Annotated in this window: 18 protein-coding genes; 3 read left to right on the top strand and 15 right to left on the bottom strand. The window is 65.0% G+C overall.

Features of this window, described 5'->3' with window-relative positions; genetic code table 11:
- The 10 genes from H0W65_RS05310 to H0W65_RS05265 all read right to left on the bottom strand — a co-directional run.
- Positions 1–1,600: DEAD/DEAH box helicase (locus H0W65_RS05310; protein ID WP_294004842.1), on the bottom strand; the 1,600-nt coding region annotated here is incomplete at its 3' end.
- 200 nt (positions 1,601–1,800) lie between these two features.
- On the bottom strand, positions 1,801–2,883 hold the full coding sequence (gene recF / locus H0W65_RS05305) for a DNA replication/repair protein RecF (protein WP_294004840.1): 1,083 nt from the start codon (positions 2,881–2,883) through the stop codon (positions 1,801–1,803).
- Positions 2,884–2,938: 55 nt separating this feature from the next.
- Positions 2,939–3,259: a hypothetical protein gene (locus H0W65_RS05300; RefSeq protein WP_294004837.1), complete on the bottom strand. Its 321-nt coding sequence runs from the start codon at positions 3,257–3,259 to the stop codon at positions 2,939–2,941.
- Positions 3,256–4,359: a DNA polymerase III subunit beta gene (dnaN, locus tag H0W65_RS05295; protein ID WP_294004834.1), complete on the bottom strand. Its 1,104-nt coding sequence runs from the start codon at positions 4,357–4,359 to the stop codon at positions 3,256–3,258. The genes H0W65_RS05300 and dnaN overlap by 4 nt, the downstream gene beginning before the upstream one ends.
- A gap of 90 nt (positions 4,360–4,449) precedes the next feature.
- Positions 4,450–5,007, bottom strand: coding sequence for a fasciclin domain-containing protein (locus tag H0W65_RS05290; RefSeq protein ID WP_294004831.1), 558 nt, complete (start codon positions 5,005–5,007; stop codon positions 4,450–4,452).
- 77 nt (positions 5,008–5,084) lie between these two features.
- A complete protein-coding gene (locus H0W65_RS05285) occupies positions 5,085–6,155 on the bottom strand; it encodes a hypothetical protein (protein WP_294004828.1) in 1,071 nt (356 codons plus the stop codon).
- Between the two features lie 54 nt (positions 6,156–6,209).
- Complete coding sequence (locus tag H0W65_RS05280) at positions 6,210–7,445, bottom strand: MFS transporter (RefSeq protein WP_294004845.1); 1,236 nt, start codon at positions 7,443–7,445, stop codon at positions 6,210–6,212.
- A gap of 194 nt (positions 7,446–7,639) precedes the next feature.
- Positions 7,640–8,803, bottom strand: coding sequence for a class V aminotransferase (locus H0W65_RS05275; RefSeq protein ID WP_294004825.1), 1,164 nt, complete (start codon positions 8,801–8,803; stop codon positions 7,640–7,642).
- Positions 8,800–9,561: a tryptophan 2,3-dioxygenase family protein gene (locus H0W65_RS05270; RefSeq protein WP_294004822.1), complete on the bottom strand. Its 762-nt coding sequence runs from the start codon at positions 9,559–9,561 to the stop codon at positions 8,800–8,802. The genes H0W65_RS05275 and H0W65_RS05270 overlap by 4 nt, the downstream gene beginning before the upstream one ends.
- Positions 9,562–9,613: 52 nt before the next feature.
- Entirely contained in the window at positions 9,614–10,069 is a 456-nt protein-coding gene (locus H0W65_RS05265) for an outer membrane protein assembly factor BamE (RefSeq protein ID WP_294004819.1), read from the bottom strand.
- A gap of 106 nt (positions 10,070–10,175) precedes the next feature.
- Between H0W65_RS05265 and H0W65_RS05260 the strand changes: the two genes are divergently transcribed.
- Positions 10,176–10,691, top strand: a complete 516-nt coding sequence (locus H0W65_RS05260) for a ubiquinol-cytochrome C chaperone family protein (RefSeq protein WP_294004816.1) — start codon at positions 10,176–10,178, stop codon at positions 10,689–10,691.
- Positions 10,688–11,206: a DUF177 domain-containing protein gene (locus tag H0W65_RS05255; protein WP_294004813.1), complete on the top strand. Its 519-nt coding sequence runs from the start codon at positions 10,688–10,690 to the stop codon at positions 11,204–11,206. The genes H0W65_RS05260 and H0W65_RS05255 overlap by 4 nt, the downstream gene beginning before the upstream one ends.
- Before the next feature lie 16 nt (positions 11,207–11,222).
- On the opposite strand, the gene ssb is transcribed toward H0W65_RS05255, so the two are convergent.
- Together ssb and H0W65_RS05245 are read right to left on the bottom strand one after the other, a co-directional pair.
- Entirely contained in the window at positions 11,223–11,729 is a 507-nt protein-coding gene (gene ssb, locus H0W65_RS05250; protein WP_294004810.1) for a single-stranded DNA-binding protein, read from the bottom strand.
- Positions 11,730–11,796: 67 nt separating this feature from the next.
- Positions 11,797–12,336 (bottom strand): Lrp/AsnC family transcriptional regulator, encoded by a 540-nt coding sequence (locus H0W65_RS05245; RefSeq protein WP_294004807.1) that lies wholly within the window; start codon positions 12,334–12,336, stop codon positions 11,797–11,799.
- Positions 12,337–12,393: 57 nt separating this feature from the next.
- Between H0W65_RS05245 and H0W65_RS05240 the strand changes: the two genes are divergently transcribed.
- Complete coding sequence (locus H0W65_RS05240) at positions 12,394–12,753, top strand: VOC family protein (protein ID WP_294004804.1); 360 nt, start codon at positions 12,394–12,396, stop codon at positions 12,751–12,753.
- Between the two features lie 6 nt (positions 12,754–12,759).
- Here H0W65_RS05240 and H0W65_RS05235 read toward each other — a convergent pair whose 3' ends face one another.
- From H0W65_RS05235 to H0W65_RS05225, 3 genes are read right to left on the bottom strand one after another with little or no spacing between them, the layout of a single operon-like run.
- Complete coding sequence (locus H0W65_RS05235; protein WP_294004802.1) at positions 12,760–14,607, bottom strand: ferrous iron transporter B; 1,848 nt, start codon at positions 14,605–14,607, stop codon at positions 12,760–12,762.
- The gene (locus tag H0W65_RS05230) at positions 14,604–14,858 is read right to left on the bottom strand and encodes a FeoA family protein (RefSeq protein WP_294004799.1); all 255 of its coding nucleotides are present in this window, start codon (positions 14,856–14,858) and stop codon (positions 14,604–14,606) included. Before H0W65_RS05230 ends, H0W65_RS05235 begins: the two co-directional genes overlap by 4 nt.
- 44 nt (positions 14,859–14,902) lie before the next feature.
- Positions 14,903–15,556 (bottom strand): COQ9 family protein, encoded by a 654-nt coding sequence (locus H0W65_RS05225; protein WP_294004796.1) that lies wholly within the window; start codon positions 15,554–15,556, stop codon positions 14,903–14,905.
- Position 15,557: the final 1 nt, after the last annotated feature.

Genomic DNA, 15,557 nt, shown 5'->3' with positions numbered 1-15,557 from the left:
GCTGCGGATGGCGCTGGCCCTCGGTACGCGGAGCGCCGTCGCGGCGCTGGCCCTGGTCCGAACGCTGGCCGTGATCGGCACGCGGCGCGCTGTCCCGGCGCTGGCCATCATGCGCCGGGCGGGCCGGGCGGTCGCCACGATAACCATGATCTGAACGCGGGGCGCCGTCACGGCGCTGGCCGGGCTGATCGCGGCGAGCCGCTTCCCCGAACGCGCCATATTCGCGGCGCGGCGCATCGTCGGGACGAGCGGCACGGTCGGGACGATAGGCGGGCTTTGGCCGAGCAGAAGCGTCGGGACGACGATCGCCGGTCGGCTGGATCGCAACGCGCGGGTCCGAGGGACGCGCGAAGCGACGCTCGCCACCGCGATCGTTGCGATCGCCGCGATAGCCGCCGCCGCGTCCGCCATGCTCTTCGCGCACCGGGGCTGGCAGCTTAAGCGCCTTCAGGGCCTGGGCCGCCGCGACGAAGCCCTCGGGCAGCGGGGCCACATCGAGCTTCAATCGAGTCAGCTTTTCAATGTCGCGCAAATTGACCCGCTCGTCGGGCGCGCAATAAGCGATGGCAATGCCTTCCGCCCCGGCGCGCGCGGTGCGGCCGATGCGGTGGACATATTGTTCGGGAACGTCGGGCAGGTCGAAGTTGACGACGTGGCTGACGCCCGGAATATCGATCCCGCGCGCGGCGATATCGGTCGCGATCAGCACCGGGGCGTGACCCGACTTGAACGCGGCGATAGCGCGTTCGCGCTGCGGCTGCGACTTGTTGCCGTGGATCGCGGAGGCCTGGAGCCCGGCCGCTATAAGCTGACGGACGATCTTGTCGGCGCCATGCTTGGTGCGGCTGAAGACCAGCGTGCGTTCGCGCTTTTCCGATTGGAGGAACAAGGTCAGCAGCGCGGCCTTTTCCGCCTGGTTCACGTAAGTGACAGTCTGGGCAATACGCTCGGCAGTGGTCGCCGACGGGCGAACCGCGACTTCGGCCGGGTTGGTCAAGTAGGCATCGGCCAGGGCACGGATCGCCTTGGGCATGGTCGCCGAGAAGAACAAAGTCTGACGCTGCTTGGGGACGAGCTGAACGATCCGCTTCAGGGCGTGAATGAAGCCCAGGTCGAGCATCTGGTCGGCCTCGTCGAGGACGAGGATCTCGAGGCGGCTCAAATCGATCGCGCGCTGATCGACCAGGTCGAGCAGCCGGCCGGGCGTGGCAACCAGCACATCGAGGCCGCGGGCGACGTCACGCACGCTCTTGCGCGGTGCGGTGCCGCCGTAGATCGCGCCGACGGTCAAGCTGATGTTGCGCGCATAAGTGCGAGCGCTTTCGGCGATTTGCGCGGCGAGTTCGCGGGTCGGGGCGAGCACCAGCATGCGGATGCGCGCCGGGATCGGGTGGACGCGGTTGGCGGCCAGCCGGTCGAGCGACGGCAGCATGAACGCCGCGGTCTTGCCGGTCCCGGTCTGGGCGATGCCGAGCAGGTCGCGTCCGGTCAGCACGGTCGGGATGGCCTGCACCTGGATCGGCGTCGGCGTCGAATAATTCTTCGTCGCGAGCGCGTCGAGGAGCGGCTGCGAGAGCCCAAGGTCGGTGAATTGAGTCACAAAAAGTCCAATATGCAAAAAGAGCGGCCGCGCTTTTTAGGCGCGGTCCGATCCGGGGTTGGTTGAGCACCCCGCGTGAAATGGGAAGCTTGAAAAGCTGGGTCGAGACGCGGGCCGGGACCTCCTGGGAGACCGATCACGCCGCTTGCTAGGCGTCTCGTGTTGCAGTGCGATATAGAGCGAAAAGATTAAAAGTCCAGTCAGGCGGGTGAAATCGCTCCAGCCTCGACATGAAACCGGCTTGCCGAGGGGCCGATGTCGGCGAACAGGTTGGGCTCCGTCGCGGTCATCCACACCTGGCCGCGTCCCTCAAGGCGGGCGAACAGCGCGGCGCGGCGCGCCGGGTCGAGGTGTGCGGCGACTTCGTCGAGCAACAGGATCGGCGGCGCCCCGCGACAGTCGGCCACCAGCTCGGCATGAGCGAGGACGAGGCCGAGTAGCAGCGCCTTCTGCTCGCCGGTCGAGCCGCGCGCGGCGCGTTGGCCTTTGGCGACATGGGTGACGGCGAGATCCTGTCGGTGCGGGCCAACGGTGGCGCGGCCGGCGGCGGCGTCCCGGCCGCGGCTGGCCTTGAGGTCGGTAGCGAGCGCTCCGCCATTCCAGCCATCGAGCGCGAGGGCGGCGCGCGGGAAATCGTCGTCGGGCAGCTCGGCCATCGCTTCGGTCAACGCTGCCACGGTGCAGGCGCGGGCTTTGCCAAGCGCCGCCCCATGCTCCGCCATGCCGACCTCCAGCGCAGCAAGCCAGTGCGGATCAGCCCCCTCTGGCTCGGCGAGCAACTTGTTGCGCGCCCGCATTGCCGCCTCGTAACGCGCCGCGTGCGTGGCGTGACCGGGATCGAGCGCAAGGGTGAGGCGATCGAGAAAACGGCGGCGATTCCCGGCGCTGTCGGCGAACAAACGGTCCATGGCCGGGGTGAGCCACAGAGCCGAGAGCCATTCGCTCAAAGAATTGACCGAGGCTGGGGTACCGTTGATGCGAACCTGGCGGCGATCTGGGGCGGTCGGGGATGCGCCGGTCCCCAGCTCCACAACTCCGTTCGTGTTGGCGAACGACTGGAGCTTGGCTGCTATTCCAAAACCCCCCGGACCCTCGCTGCGCGCCATGTCCGAGATCGAAACCTGACGAAGCCCGCGCCCCGGCGTCAGCAGCGACACCGCCTCCAGCACATTGGTCTTGCCCGCGCCGTTTGGGCCCGAGAGCAGCACAAACCCCGGCCCCGGCTCGATCAACGCGTCGCGATGATTGCGGAAATCGGTGAGCGAGAGGCGGGTGAGCGGCACACGATCGGCTTAGAGCCGATGCCCGCGCATGCCCAGCATTGCACTGCGCTTCGCCTTACTGCGTCCGCTGGTCGAGCACCTCATAATGGACCGCATAGGCGTCGAAGCGGGTCAGGACCGCGCGGGCAGCGGCGGGGACGTGACTGACCGTATAATCCTCGCCCATGAAGGCGACGATCGCGTCGATGCTGTCGAACCACATCAATGTCTGGAACTCGACCTCGTCGCCCAGGTCGCGGCGCATCAGGTCGATATGGCGAAATCCGGGGATCTTGCGCGTCTCGATGCCGGGGATGACTTCGCCGCGAACAATCCCCTCATAAACCGCGGCGTTTTCGGGCGTGGTCCAGCCGCGCCACTGGCGGCAAACCGTCATACCCGCATCGGCATCAGCACGTAGAGCGCGTTGGATTTGTCGTTTTCGCGCAGCAGGGTCGGCGCGGCGGCGTCGGCCAGATGGACCTCGACGCTGTCGCCGTCGATTTCATGAAGGATGTCCATCAGGTAGCGGGCGTTGAAGCCAATTTCGAGCGCGTCCGATCCATAATCGGCGGCGAGTTCCTCGACCGCGAGACCGTTTTCGGGGCTGGTCACGCTGAGCGTCACCTTGTCGCGGTCGACCGCCATCTTGACCGCGCGGGTTTTCTCGCTGGCGATGGTGGCGACGCGATCGACCCCGGCCATGAAGCTTTTCGGATCGAGCTTGAGCAGCTTGTCGTTCCCGGTCGGGATGACGCGATTATAGTCGGGGAAGGTGCCGTCGATCAGCTTCGAGGTCAGCACCGCGGCGCCAAGGCCGAAGCGGACCTTGGTAGGCGACAGCGAAACTTCGACCGTGCCCTCGACCTCGTCGAGCAATTTGCGCAATTCGCCCACGCATTTCTTGGGGATGATGATGTCGGGCATGCCGTCGGCACCGTCGGGCTTGTCGACGGTGACGCGGGCGAGTCGGTGGCCGTCGGTCGCGGCCGCCTTCAGCTTCTCGTCGGCGACGTGGAGGAAGATGCCCATCAGATAATAGCGTGTCTCTTCGCTCGAGATGGCGAAGCGTGTCTTGTCGATGATCTGGCGAAGCGTCTGGGCGGGCAGCTCGAAGCGGGTCGGAAGCTCGCCTTCGGCGATGACCGGAAAATCGTCGCGCGGCAGGGTCGACAGGTTGAAGCGGGCGCGGCCGGCGAGAACCTGCATCTTGCCCTCGGCGGCGGAGATTTCGACCTGACTGCCTTCGGGCAGCTTGCGGACGATGTCGAAGAAGGTGTGGGCCGAGACGGTCGTCGCGCCGGCCTGGCTGACCTGCGCGGGGACGCTTTCGTCGACCTGCAGATCAAGGTCAGTGGCCATTAACCGCAGTGAGCCGTCGTCGCGCGCCTCGATCAGCACGTTGGACAAGATCGGGATGGTGTTGCGCCGCTCGACCACCGACTGGACATGGCCCAGGGTTTTGAGGAGGGTCGTCCGTTCGATCGTCGCCTTCATTGTGAACCTAACCCCTTCGCCGCGTCTGCCGGTTCGTTATAGCGAGACGGGGCGGGGGAGGAAGCGCAAAATCGGTGTAGCCGGGGACGATTAGCTCGGCATCAGCACCGCATCGATGCGGTGGATGATGCCGTTGGATTTCTCCTCGTCGGCGCCGGTGATGCGCGCCTTGGTCCCGGCCGCGTCCGAGATGATGATATCCTTGCCGTCGCGGGTGGCGGTCAGCGTGCCGCCGGCCATCGTCGCGAGCAGCGCCTTGCCCTTACCGGCGTCGATTGCTTTGCCGATGTCGGCTGCGAGGATCGTCCCGGGCAGGATATGATAGGTCAAGACGCCGGTCAGTTCGGCCCGGGCGTCTTCCTTCATCAACCCGTCGAGCGCCCCAGCTGGGAGCTTGTCGAACGCCGCGTCGCTCGGCACCAGCACGGTGTAAGGACCAGGCCCCGCCAAAGTGCCGTCGAGCCCGGCCGCCTTGGCCGCGGCGGTGAATTTGGACGCATCGCCAAGTCCGTCAGCGAGGGTCGACTTGCCCGCCGCTTCCTGGGCGGCCTCGGTTTTGGGCGCGGCTTCGCCTGCTTTTTGATCGCACGCACCGAGCACCAGCAGAAGCGCCAGCGCGCCACCAGTCGTCATCCGGATACGGATCATTCATATTCTCCAATCTCGCGTCGCGGGAACAGTTGTGCCGCGCGAGCCGATATGCGCTCGCGCGGCACCTTAGATCGTTAGACGATCGCGTTGATCACCGCGGTGATCAGCTGCGTCGTCGGATCGACCCGATAGATGTTGCCATCATTGTACCGGTACATGTTGTCCGGCGTGTCAAAATAGCGATCGCGATAGTCCAACGGCACATTGTAGGCGCCGTAGGACTGGGGCAGCTGCTGCCCGACCGCAAGGTCGCCTGCCAGCAGAGCGGCGATTCCGCCGATCAACCCGTTCGAGCGGTTGACCTGGTAGATCGCGCCGTCGCCATAGCGATACGAATAGTCCCCACCGTCAGGGTAAAAGCTCTGATACTGTTGGGGAATGTTGTAATAATTATAGTCCTGCGGGTACTGCATCCCGACCGGATAATAATAATAGTTGCGGTCGTAAGACGGGAACAATGCGTCGATCAATCCGCCGTTGCGGCGCACCCGGTAGATATAATTGTCGTCGCTGCGATAGAGGTAGTTGGCGTCATCGCGGTACCAGTCACGGTACGGCCCGACGAGCGACTGCCCGAGGATGGAGGCCGGCAGCAATGTCCCGACCAGCTTTTTCGCCTGGCCCGGAGGCAGGCAGCCGTTGTTCTTCTTGGCAAGGCCCGGTGGGCACCCATCGTCGAACCCGCGAACGAGCCCATTCGCGTTCCAGCGCGGTACGAAGCTGCGGTCGCCGTCGAAATCGCGAGCGGCAATGCGGTCGTTACCACGATTGACGTCGCCCACGAGCACGCGTTCGGCACCGCGGTTGCTTTTAGCGTTTACTTTGACGTGATCGTTGCCACGCCCGGCAAACACCTTGCCATTCCCGCGCGACTCCTGCCGCTGGATGTGCGCCGCCTTTTGGCGATCGGCGTGCTGCATAGCGCCACCGCCATGTCCGCCGCGGTCGGCCTTCATCGCCTGACCGCCACCGCGCATGTCGCCGCCGCCACGATCAGCCTTGGCCTGGCCGCCGCCGCCATGTTCCGCCTTGGCCGGCTGGCCGCCGCCCTGTCCCTTGTCGCCGCCGTGGCCGCCCTTCTGAGCGAGGGCGGGCGTAGAAATAGCCAGCGCAGCCGCGCCGGCAGCAAGCATCCACTTGGTCATGAGTAATCTCCTTCGAGCCCGGTCAACGGCTCGAAAGGCGCTCCGTTCCGTCGTTCATGCTGGCGAAAGGCTGGGCTCAAGGTCGCGCGACAGCCGCCGCGAGGCGAGCCACATCAGCAGCGCGGCAAGCGCGTAAAGGCTGGTCGTTGCCATCGCCGAGTAGCGCAACGCCTCATCGCCGAAGCGGACCGTCAACGCGTCCGAGATAGCGCCGATGACGGTCGATCCGAGGCCGAGGCCTATAAGATTGAGGATGAACAGGTACAGGGCCGCGGCGGTCGCGCGCATTTCCGGCGGGACCAGCCTGGTGATTGCGGTCACCACCGGGCCAATCCACATCAGCCCAAGCGCCCCGGGGACGAGGAACAGCAGTGACGAGAGCCATAACGTCTGAGTGGAGAACGCGAGAAGATAGGCAGGCAGGGTGATGGCAAAAGCCACCGCCGGGACTAGCGCGTAGCCCCGCGGATGGGCGTTGCCAAGCCGGTCGCCGGCGACGCCGCCGAGCCAAATTCCGGTGGCCCCGCCGATCAGCAGGATGGCGGCGAACAGCAAGGAGCGTTCGGTGAGGTCGAGGCCATAGCTACGCGCCAATATGCTCGGGATCCAGAAGGCGAGACCGTAGGAAACCAGGCTGGCGGTGCCGGCGCCGAAGCTGAGCAGCCAGAAGGCGGGCTTGGAGGCGATCGTGCGGAACACCAGGCCGAGCGCGGGCGCGGCGACGCGCGGACCCTCCTCGGAGCGGCCATGACCGGGGTCGCGCACGATGAATTTGAACAAGGGTGCGAACAGGACGCCGAGCAGACCGATGATCAGGAAGGCGTAGCGCCAGTCGATCCGGGCCGCGATAAGCCCACCGAACAGCACGCCGGCGGCACCGCCCAGCGGAATGCCGAGCGAAAAGATGGCGAGGGCTCGGGCGCGGCGCTGTGGTGGGTAATAGTCGGTAATCAGCGAATAGGCCGGGGCGACCCCGGCCGCCTCGCCGATGCCGACGCTCATCCGCGCGGCGAACAACTGCCAGAAATTGGCTGCCAACCCGCACGCCGCGGTCGCCGCGCTCCACAAGGCGAGGCCGATGGCGATGATCCAGCTGCGGTCCTTGCGGTCGGCAAGCATCGCCAACGGAATGGCCAGCGCGGTGTAAAATAATGCGAAAGCGGTGCCCCCCATCCAGCCAAGCTCAGCATCGGTCAACTTCAAGTCCGCCTTGATCGGCTCGGCGAGAATTCCGATGATCTGCCGGTCGACGAAGTTGAGCGTGTAGGCGAGGACCAGCATCGCCATCATCAAATTGCGGCCACGCACCGCGTGAGTGTCGTCGCTGTCGATCACGTCGCGCTCCTCTTGACCGCCGTGCTAGCGGCGAGCGACGGGCGGCGCTAGAGCCGCCCGTCGCGAGAGCCCTCAGTAGCGCGTGGTGAGGCGCAGGGTGAAGGTCCGCCGAGCACCGCCCGCTGGCGGCATATTTGTACTTCGGCTCGTTAGTCGAGATCCGCCGCCAGTGTGGCAAAGGCGTCGATATCACCTTCGTCATGGTAGAGGCCAAGGCCGATGCGCAGCACGTCTCCGCGCACATCGGTGATGCAGTCGGCGTTCATCAACTCGCCGCACCAGCGCTGAGCACGGGGGCTGCGAAAGGCGAGAAACCTGGCGTGGGACGTGCCGCCGAGCGGGTTCAGCAGCTCGGCCCGGCCCAGCGCGGTGTCGGCGATGACGTCGAGCAACCGGCCCTGGAGCGTCGCGACACGCGCCGAGATGCGAGCGGTATCGAGACCATTTTCGTCCAGCATTCGCTGAATCGCATTGAAACGATAAAGTGCCGACGGGTCGAACGTCGCGCCCATAAACCGCATCGCGTCCGGCGCATAGCCGACCAGGCCGGGCGCCAGCGTCAGATCGTCGAACTCGGCATACCATCCGGTCAGCGGCGGGCGTGGGCCGAAGCCGGGCGGGCAATGCATGAAGGCCATCCCCTCGCCGGCCATCGCATATTTATAGCCGCCGGCGAGGACGAAGGCGGACGCGGCGATCTCGGCGGAAACCGGCGTCTCGATCGCCATAAACGCGTGATAGCCGTCGATCACTACCCACGGCCCATCGGACGCCGCGAGGCCCGCAAGACTGGCCACCTCATCGAACAGGCGGCCGCTGCCGAACAAAACCTGGCTGACCAAAATCAGGTCGTGACCGCCGCGCAACGCCGCAGCGAGGAAGCGCGCCGAAAAATCGTCGAACGGCTCGGCGGCGATCTTGGTGAGCACGATGTCGCCCGATTCTTCCCACCTCGCCATCTGCCGTCGCGCGGAGTGAAATTCGCCGTCGCTCATCAAGACGCGCAGCGGCGGACCGTCCCGGCGCGGGCAGGCGGCGGCGAGGCGAAGGAGGAAGTCGTGGGTATTGGCGGCGAAGACGATCGCCGATGGGTCGCCGCTGCCAAGCTCGGCGGCGACATGGGCTTGTGCCTCGGACCACACCTCGCCCATCACCCGATCCCACTTGCGGTCGACAAGGCGCGCGGCATCCTCCCAACATGCGACCTGGCCTTCGAACGAGGCGTCGGGCCACAGATGATGGCTGTGCGCGGCGAGGTGAAGGCGTTGCGGTGCCGCGGCTAGGCTCTTTGAAAAGAGCGGCTTGAAACTCAAAGTTCGGTCCTCAGCGACCATAGTTCGGGAAAGGCGCGCTTGGTCAGGGTAGAGGCGAGATAGGCGACCCCGGCCGACCCGCCGGTGCCCTTCTTCATGCCGATGATCCGCTCGATCGTCAGCATGTGCTTGTGCCGCCAAGCGGCGAAGGCATCGTCGAGATCGACCAGCTTTTCGGCCAGTTGATAGAGGCCGAAATATTCATCCGGACGGCGATAAATCTCAAGCCATGCGTACCGCACCGAGCCTTCGTCCGCAATCGCAAAACCCGCCCGGGCGAGCGCCGCGTTGGCCTCTTCCCACAGCGACGGCTCGGCGAGCGCGTTTCGAAGCTTTCCCTGTGATTCGACGCCGCCTTCGAAAAAATCGAGATATTTGGGATCCTTGATCCCCAGCCGGAACTCCAGCTCGCGGAACTGCGCTGACTGAAAACCCGACGAGGTCCCGAGCACATCGCGAAACGCGTTATAGTCGACCGGGGTGAGGGTCGCGAGCACGTCCCAGGACAGGGTCATCACCGTCCAGATGCGGCTGATCCGCGACAGCGCCTTGTACGCCTCGGGAAAGCGGTCTTCGCGGATCAGCAAGCAGGCCAGCTTCACCTCGTGAAGCATTTGCTTCAGCCACAATTCCTTGGTCTGATGAATGATGACGAACAACATTTCGTCATGCAGCTCGGAGCGCGGTTGCTGGGCCGACAATATCGCGTCGAGGTGCAAATAATCGGCATAGGTCATGCCGGCTGGGGTCGCGGTCATGCCGACGGGCTTAGGCGATGACGCCGAGCGGCGACAAGCGCCGCGAGCGCTTCTACTGTTTCTGCGATCCCGGAAGGCCCGGCTGCGAGATGGTGCCGATATTCCCGAACAGTTCGTTGAAGAAGCTCTTCTTGCGGCCCAGCGTCGGGGTCTTGTCGCCCGCCGGATCTACCGACGCGATCAGTTCCTTACCGCTTTTGCTGACGGCTACGACGTTACCGGCCTGGTTGAAGTTGACGCGCAGCACTTTCTGCTCGGTAACGCGCGGCTCGCGGAACGCGAACGTCGACGTGTCGCGGGAGACATAATACCATTCGTTGGGGTCGAACTGGCCGGTAAAGGTTGGCCGGCCGAGCGTTTTCGCCACCGAATCCTTGTTATCGACGCCGACCTGAATGCCGTCGGCCAGCGCCTGGTCGAGCACGAACCCGCGATGGTCGCGAATCCCGGCGCAGGCGGTCAGCGCCAGTCCCAGCCCGAGAATCGCTGCAAAACTGCGCTTGGCCATTCATTCATCTCCACAGGATCGGCGCGGCTTGTCACTTGCCCGCCGACGCTCAATATGCGGACCAAGGCGGCCCGCGCAAGCCGCTGTCGCCAAAAGGAGAAAAGCGATGCGCTCAATCATGGCCATGCTGCGTCCCAAGGGTGCCGATGCCGGAGCGCTCTACGCCGCGGTGGTGGCCGAGGCCCGGCGCCCGGCCTGGTATGTCGAGGGCGGCGTCGCCGACTCGCTCGACGGCCGATTCGCGGTGCTGGCCAGCCTCACGGCGCTGACCATCTTGCGACTGGAGGAGGGCGGCGAGGCGGCCGTCCGTCATTCGGTCGCGCTAACCGAAAGCTTCATCGCCGACATGGACGCGCAAATGCGCGAGGAAGGGTTTGGCGACCCCTCTATCGGCAAGCAGGTGCGATCGATGGTCGGGGCCCTGGCCGCCCGAGTCGATCGCTGGCGACGCGCCCGTAGCGGTGAGATCGGCTGGGACGAGGCGGTATCGTTCAGCATCTATCGCGATTCGCCACCATCGGTGGAAAGCGCTGTGACCTATACGACCGAAGCGCTGCGCCGGTTCGACGAGGGGCTCGGCGGGGCCGTCGACCGGAACCTGATTGAAGGCCGTATCGCGTGAGCGATTTCGCCCATCGGCTGACGCTCGACCGGATCCGCGACGGCGAGCGGATCGACATCACCGCCGACGAGGCTGAATGCGCGGCGATTGCCGAGCGGTTGCGCCTGTTGTCGCTCGACCGGCTCGATGCGCATGTCGTAGTATTTCGCGACGGCGAGCGAATCCGCGCTTCCGGACGATTGAAGGCGTCGCTGGCTCAAGCCTGCGTCGCTACGGGCGAGCCGGTTCCTGAGCATGTCGACGAGGCGTTCGACCTGTTGTTCGTTCCGGCTCCCCCGCCGGGAAGCGCAGAGGAAATCGAATTGGGCGCCGCGGAACTCGACACACTGTTCCATGACGGTCAGGCGATCGACCTCGGCGGCGCCATCGCCGACACACTCGCGCTGACGCTCACTCCCTATCCACGAAGCGCCGACGCCGACACGGCGCTGCACGAGGCGGGTGTACTGAGCGAGGAAGAAGCCGGCCCGTTTGCCGCTTTGGCCGCGCTCAAGGGCAAGATGAGCGAAACCTGACCTGGAACGGCCCGACTTAGAACGGCACGTCGTCGTCGAGGTCGGTGTCGAACGCCGCAGGCTGCGGGCGCGACTGGGGCTTCGAGCCGCCGCCACCATAGGCCGAACCGCCAAACCCGCCGCCCGACGCGGCGTCGTCAAAGCTGCCGCCCGATGCACCGCCCCCGCCACCTTCGCCGCGCGCATCGAGCAGGACCAGTTCGCCGCGAAATTTCTGTAGCACGACTTCGGTAGTGTAGCGGTCGGCGCCCGACTGATCCTGCCATTTGCGGGTCTGAATCTGGCCTTCGATATAGACTTTGCTGCCCTTGCGCAGATAGGATTTCGCGACCCGGCCGAGATTCTCGTTGAAGATCGCGACCGAGTGCCATTCGGTCCGTTCCTGTCGGTTGCCGTCACGGTCCTTCCAATTCTCTGACGTCGCGATGCGCAAATTGACGACCTCGCCGCCGTTGGCGAACGACCGCGATTCGGGATCCTGGCCCAAATTGCCGACCAAAATCACTTTGTTCACGCCGGCCATCGCTGTACCTTCCATCGTTCGATCACACGATCGCTAGACGGGCAATTCCCCGACCGCAAGGCGAAGCTTATGCGACGGGGACGAACAACCCTCGCTTGATCGCGCTCATCACGACATTGGTGGTGAATCGGCGGATATTCTTATTCTCGACCATCATGCGGGACATCAAGGAATCAAACTCGCCGATATCGCGGGCGGTAACGATCAGCACATAATCGGTACCCCCGGTCACATAATAGGCCTGCTGAATCGCCGGTTCGAAACGCAGCCAGGCGCGCAGCGGTTGAACAAGCTCCTGCCGTTCGCGTTCGACCTCCACCGCGACAACGAACAATGCGCCATAGCCGACCTTTGAGGGGTCGACGATCGCGACCCTGCGCTCGATTGTCCCGGTAGCCTCGAGGCGGCGGAGGCGCCGCTGAATGGCAGATGGCGATAGGCCAATTTTCCGGGACAATTGCTCGTTTGTCAGTGCGCCATCGTGCTGGACGGCGACAAGCAGTTCCCGATCCAGTTTGTCGCAAGGCGGATTGCGCATGGTTCGCTCGCTTTCCGGCAGGATGAGGCAATTATCCTGCGCCTTTTGCAGCTTATTTGCATAACTCACGCGGGAGTGCGCGCTAAAACGTAAGGGTCGAGTTAGATGAAAAGGACATAGGCCGGAATGATCGACCATTTGGAACTACGCACGCTGAAAATGGAGGCTTCGGTCCGCTTCTATGAGGAAGTTCTTGCGCCGCTCGGCTACTCCCTAAAAATGAACGGGCCGACGAAAGGCTTCGGCGCGGGACAGGCAATGGACCTTTTCCTGATCGAAGGCGAGCCATCGGCCAACGTCCACTTCGCCTTTGCCGCGCCGACCCGCGCGGTCGTCGACGCGGGCTGGAAAGCGGGGGCCACGGGCGGCCACGTTACCGACCTCGAACCGGCTCTCGCGCCGCACATTCACCCGAACTATTACGCCGGCTATCTGCGCGATCCGGATAATCGGCTGGTCGAGCTGGTCTGCCAACTTCCCGAGTGACGGTGCCTAAAGCCCCGCCGCGACCGCCAGCCAATAGGTCGCCCCTGCCGCGAGATAGGCTAGGACGAACAGATAAGTGACCATGAACAGCGGCCAGCGCCAACCGTTGGTCTCGCGCCGAGTGACGGCAATGGTCGAGATGCATTGCGGCGCGAACACGAACCAGGCGAGGAAGGCCAGCGCGGTGGCCAGGCTCCAGCGGCCGGCCAGCCGATCGCTCAGCGTTTCAAGCCCTTTCTGGTTACCGGCGTCAAGCGCATAGACGGTACCGATCGCCGCCACCGCCACTTCGCGCGCCGCCATCGCCGGAAGCAGCGCGAGGCTGATATCCTTGTTGAAGCCGATCGGGGCGACGACGAAGTGGATGCCGTCGGCGACATGACCGGCGATCGATACATCCGATTGTTTCTGGCCCGGTCCGGCCTGCGGAAAACTGGCCAACGCCCAAAGGATCAACGTAGTGGTGAGGATGATGCCGCCGGCCCGTTTCAAAAAGATCAACGCGCGCTGCCACAGCCCAATGGCCACGTCGGTAACGCGCGGCAGCTGATATTTGGGCAGCTCCATCATGAAGGCGCCGCCACCGCCCCTGACCACCGTGCGGCGAAGCACGAGCGCGGCGAGCAAGGCGCCGACGACGCCGATAACGTACAGCCCGAACAGAATGATGCCCTGCAGTCCGACGCCGGGAAGCACGTTTCGCGCGGGAATGAAGGCGCCGATGACCAACGTATAGACCGGCAGCCGGGCCGAACATGTCATCAGCGGCGCGACCAGAATTGTCGTTAGCCGGTCCTTGGGGTCGGCAATGGTGCGGGTCGCCATGATGCCGGGGACGGCGCAGGCGAAGCTCGACAGCAAAGGGATGAAGGCGCGGCCTGAAAGGCCGGCGTGACTCATCAGCCGGTCCATCAGAAAGGCCGCGCGGACCATGTAGCCGGTCGATTCGAGCACCAGGATGAACAGGAACAGGATCAGGATCTGCGGCAGGAAGACGATCACCGCGCCGACCCCCGCGAACAGGCCGTCGACGATCAGCGAGCGCAGCACCCCGTCGGGCAGCGCCGCGCCGAGCCACTGGCCTGTGGCTAGCGTAACCCCTTCGAGCGCATCGGCCGGGATCGCCGACCATGCGAACACCGCCTGGAACATCACGAACAATATCGCCGCGAGGATGATCGGACCGGCCAGCGGATGGAGGAACAGCCCGTCGAGCCGGTGGGTCAACCGCCGCGTCGGCGTCTCGCTAATGATGGCGGCAAGGGCGATCTCGCGCGCCCGGCGCTGGAGCTGGAGCGGGTCGTGGCTCGGTCCTTCGCCGGCGCGAATCTTGCGCGGCTGGACCAGTATTTCGCCGAACCGTGCAAGGAGATCGTCGATGCCGCGCTTGCGGACCGCGACCGTCTCGACCACCGGCACGCCAAGCTCGGCCTCGAGTTTCTTCGGGTCTAGGATCAGCCCGTCGCGCTTGGCGAGGTCGACCATGTTGAGGGCGATGACCGTCGGCAATCCGAGATCGAGCAGTTGCAGTGTGAAGCGCAAATGATTGTCGAGGTTTGACGCGTCGAGCACGATCAGCAACGCCTGCGGCAGCCGTTCGCCGGCCTGCTTGCCGAGCAGCACGTCGCGGGTCACCGCCTCGTCGGGGCTGGTCGGGTCAAGGCCGTAAGCGCCGGGCAGGTCGACCAGTTCGACCGGCATGCCGTCGGGCAGGCTGGTCTTGCCGACGTGGCGCTCGACGGTAACGCCGGGATAATTGCCGACCTTCTGCCGCGCGCCGGTCAGTGCGTTGAACAACACGCTCTTTCCGGCATTGGGATTGCCGACCACCGCGATCAGCGGGAGCGGGGTCACGCCGCCTCGGGAATCACACGGACCGCGCGCGCATGGGCGCGGCGAATGGCGACGGTCATGCGCCCAACCCGCACCGCCAACGGATCATTACCGAACGGCCCGAGATGCAAGGGCTCGACCGCCACACCCTCGTCGAAGCCGAAATGCCGGAGTCGCGAGGCGTCGCCCGCCTCCAGCGCCGCCCAATCGATCTTGGCGATAAGTGCACGGCGGCCAAGCTTGAGCTCGTCGAGGGAGATGGCAGGCTTCATTTGCGACTGATTATCATTAACAGCGAGCAAAGGGAAGCCCGGAGTCAGCGCGCAGGGTATCGGAGCCGACCCAGAAAGCGCGAGAGGCTCGGCCGGCGAAGCTCGCTACCACGCCATTGGCTCTTCCATTTCTCGAATCTCATCACGCCTGCCAGCCGCCGGTCGAGGAAGGCGGCAGTGTCGGACCAGGCTTCGGACTGGTCGTCGATCCAGGCGACCAAGGTCGAGCCATAGACACCCGACAGGATTAGACGCTTGGAATAATGATTGAAGTCGGTCGCGGTGTCGCCCGCCAGCCGCCACATCAAATCGGCCGAGCGCCAGGCGGTGCGAAGCCCCAGCGCAGCGTTTTGCGGCATGGCGAGGACAGCGAGCGCCGTGCGCACCGCCTCGCGCGCTTCGCCCGCGGTTTCGAGCCGGAACCAGATCATCGAGCGTATCCGGTCGCGAACCTTCATCGCCGCGATCACTTCGGTTGTGAAATGGGCGACCATCGCCGCGTCGACGCCATCGATCCATGCTTCGACCATCGCGGCCGGATTTTTGGGAAAGGCAAGGCGTGCCTGGGCCGGGTCGATGCCGAGCTGGGCCGCCGCGCTGTTGACCGCCGCCGGGGTCCAGCCGTCGAACACCGCATGTTCGCCGACCGCGAGGGCCAGGCGCAGACGAATTGCTTCGAGCGGAGTCGGGTCGGCCATT

It is taken from the genome of Sphingomonas sp. (genome assembly GCF_013816785.1).
In the GTDB taxonomy this organism is placed as follows: domain Bacteria; phylum Pseudomonadota; class Alphaproteobacteria; order Sphingomonadales; family Sphingomonadaceae; genus Sphingomicrobium.
Note: the sequence above shows the minus strand (reverse complement) of the source record. Positions and strands in the feature narration are given on the sequence as shown.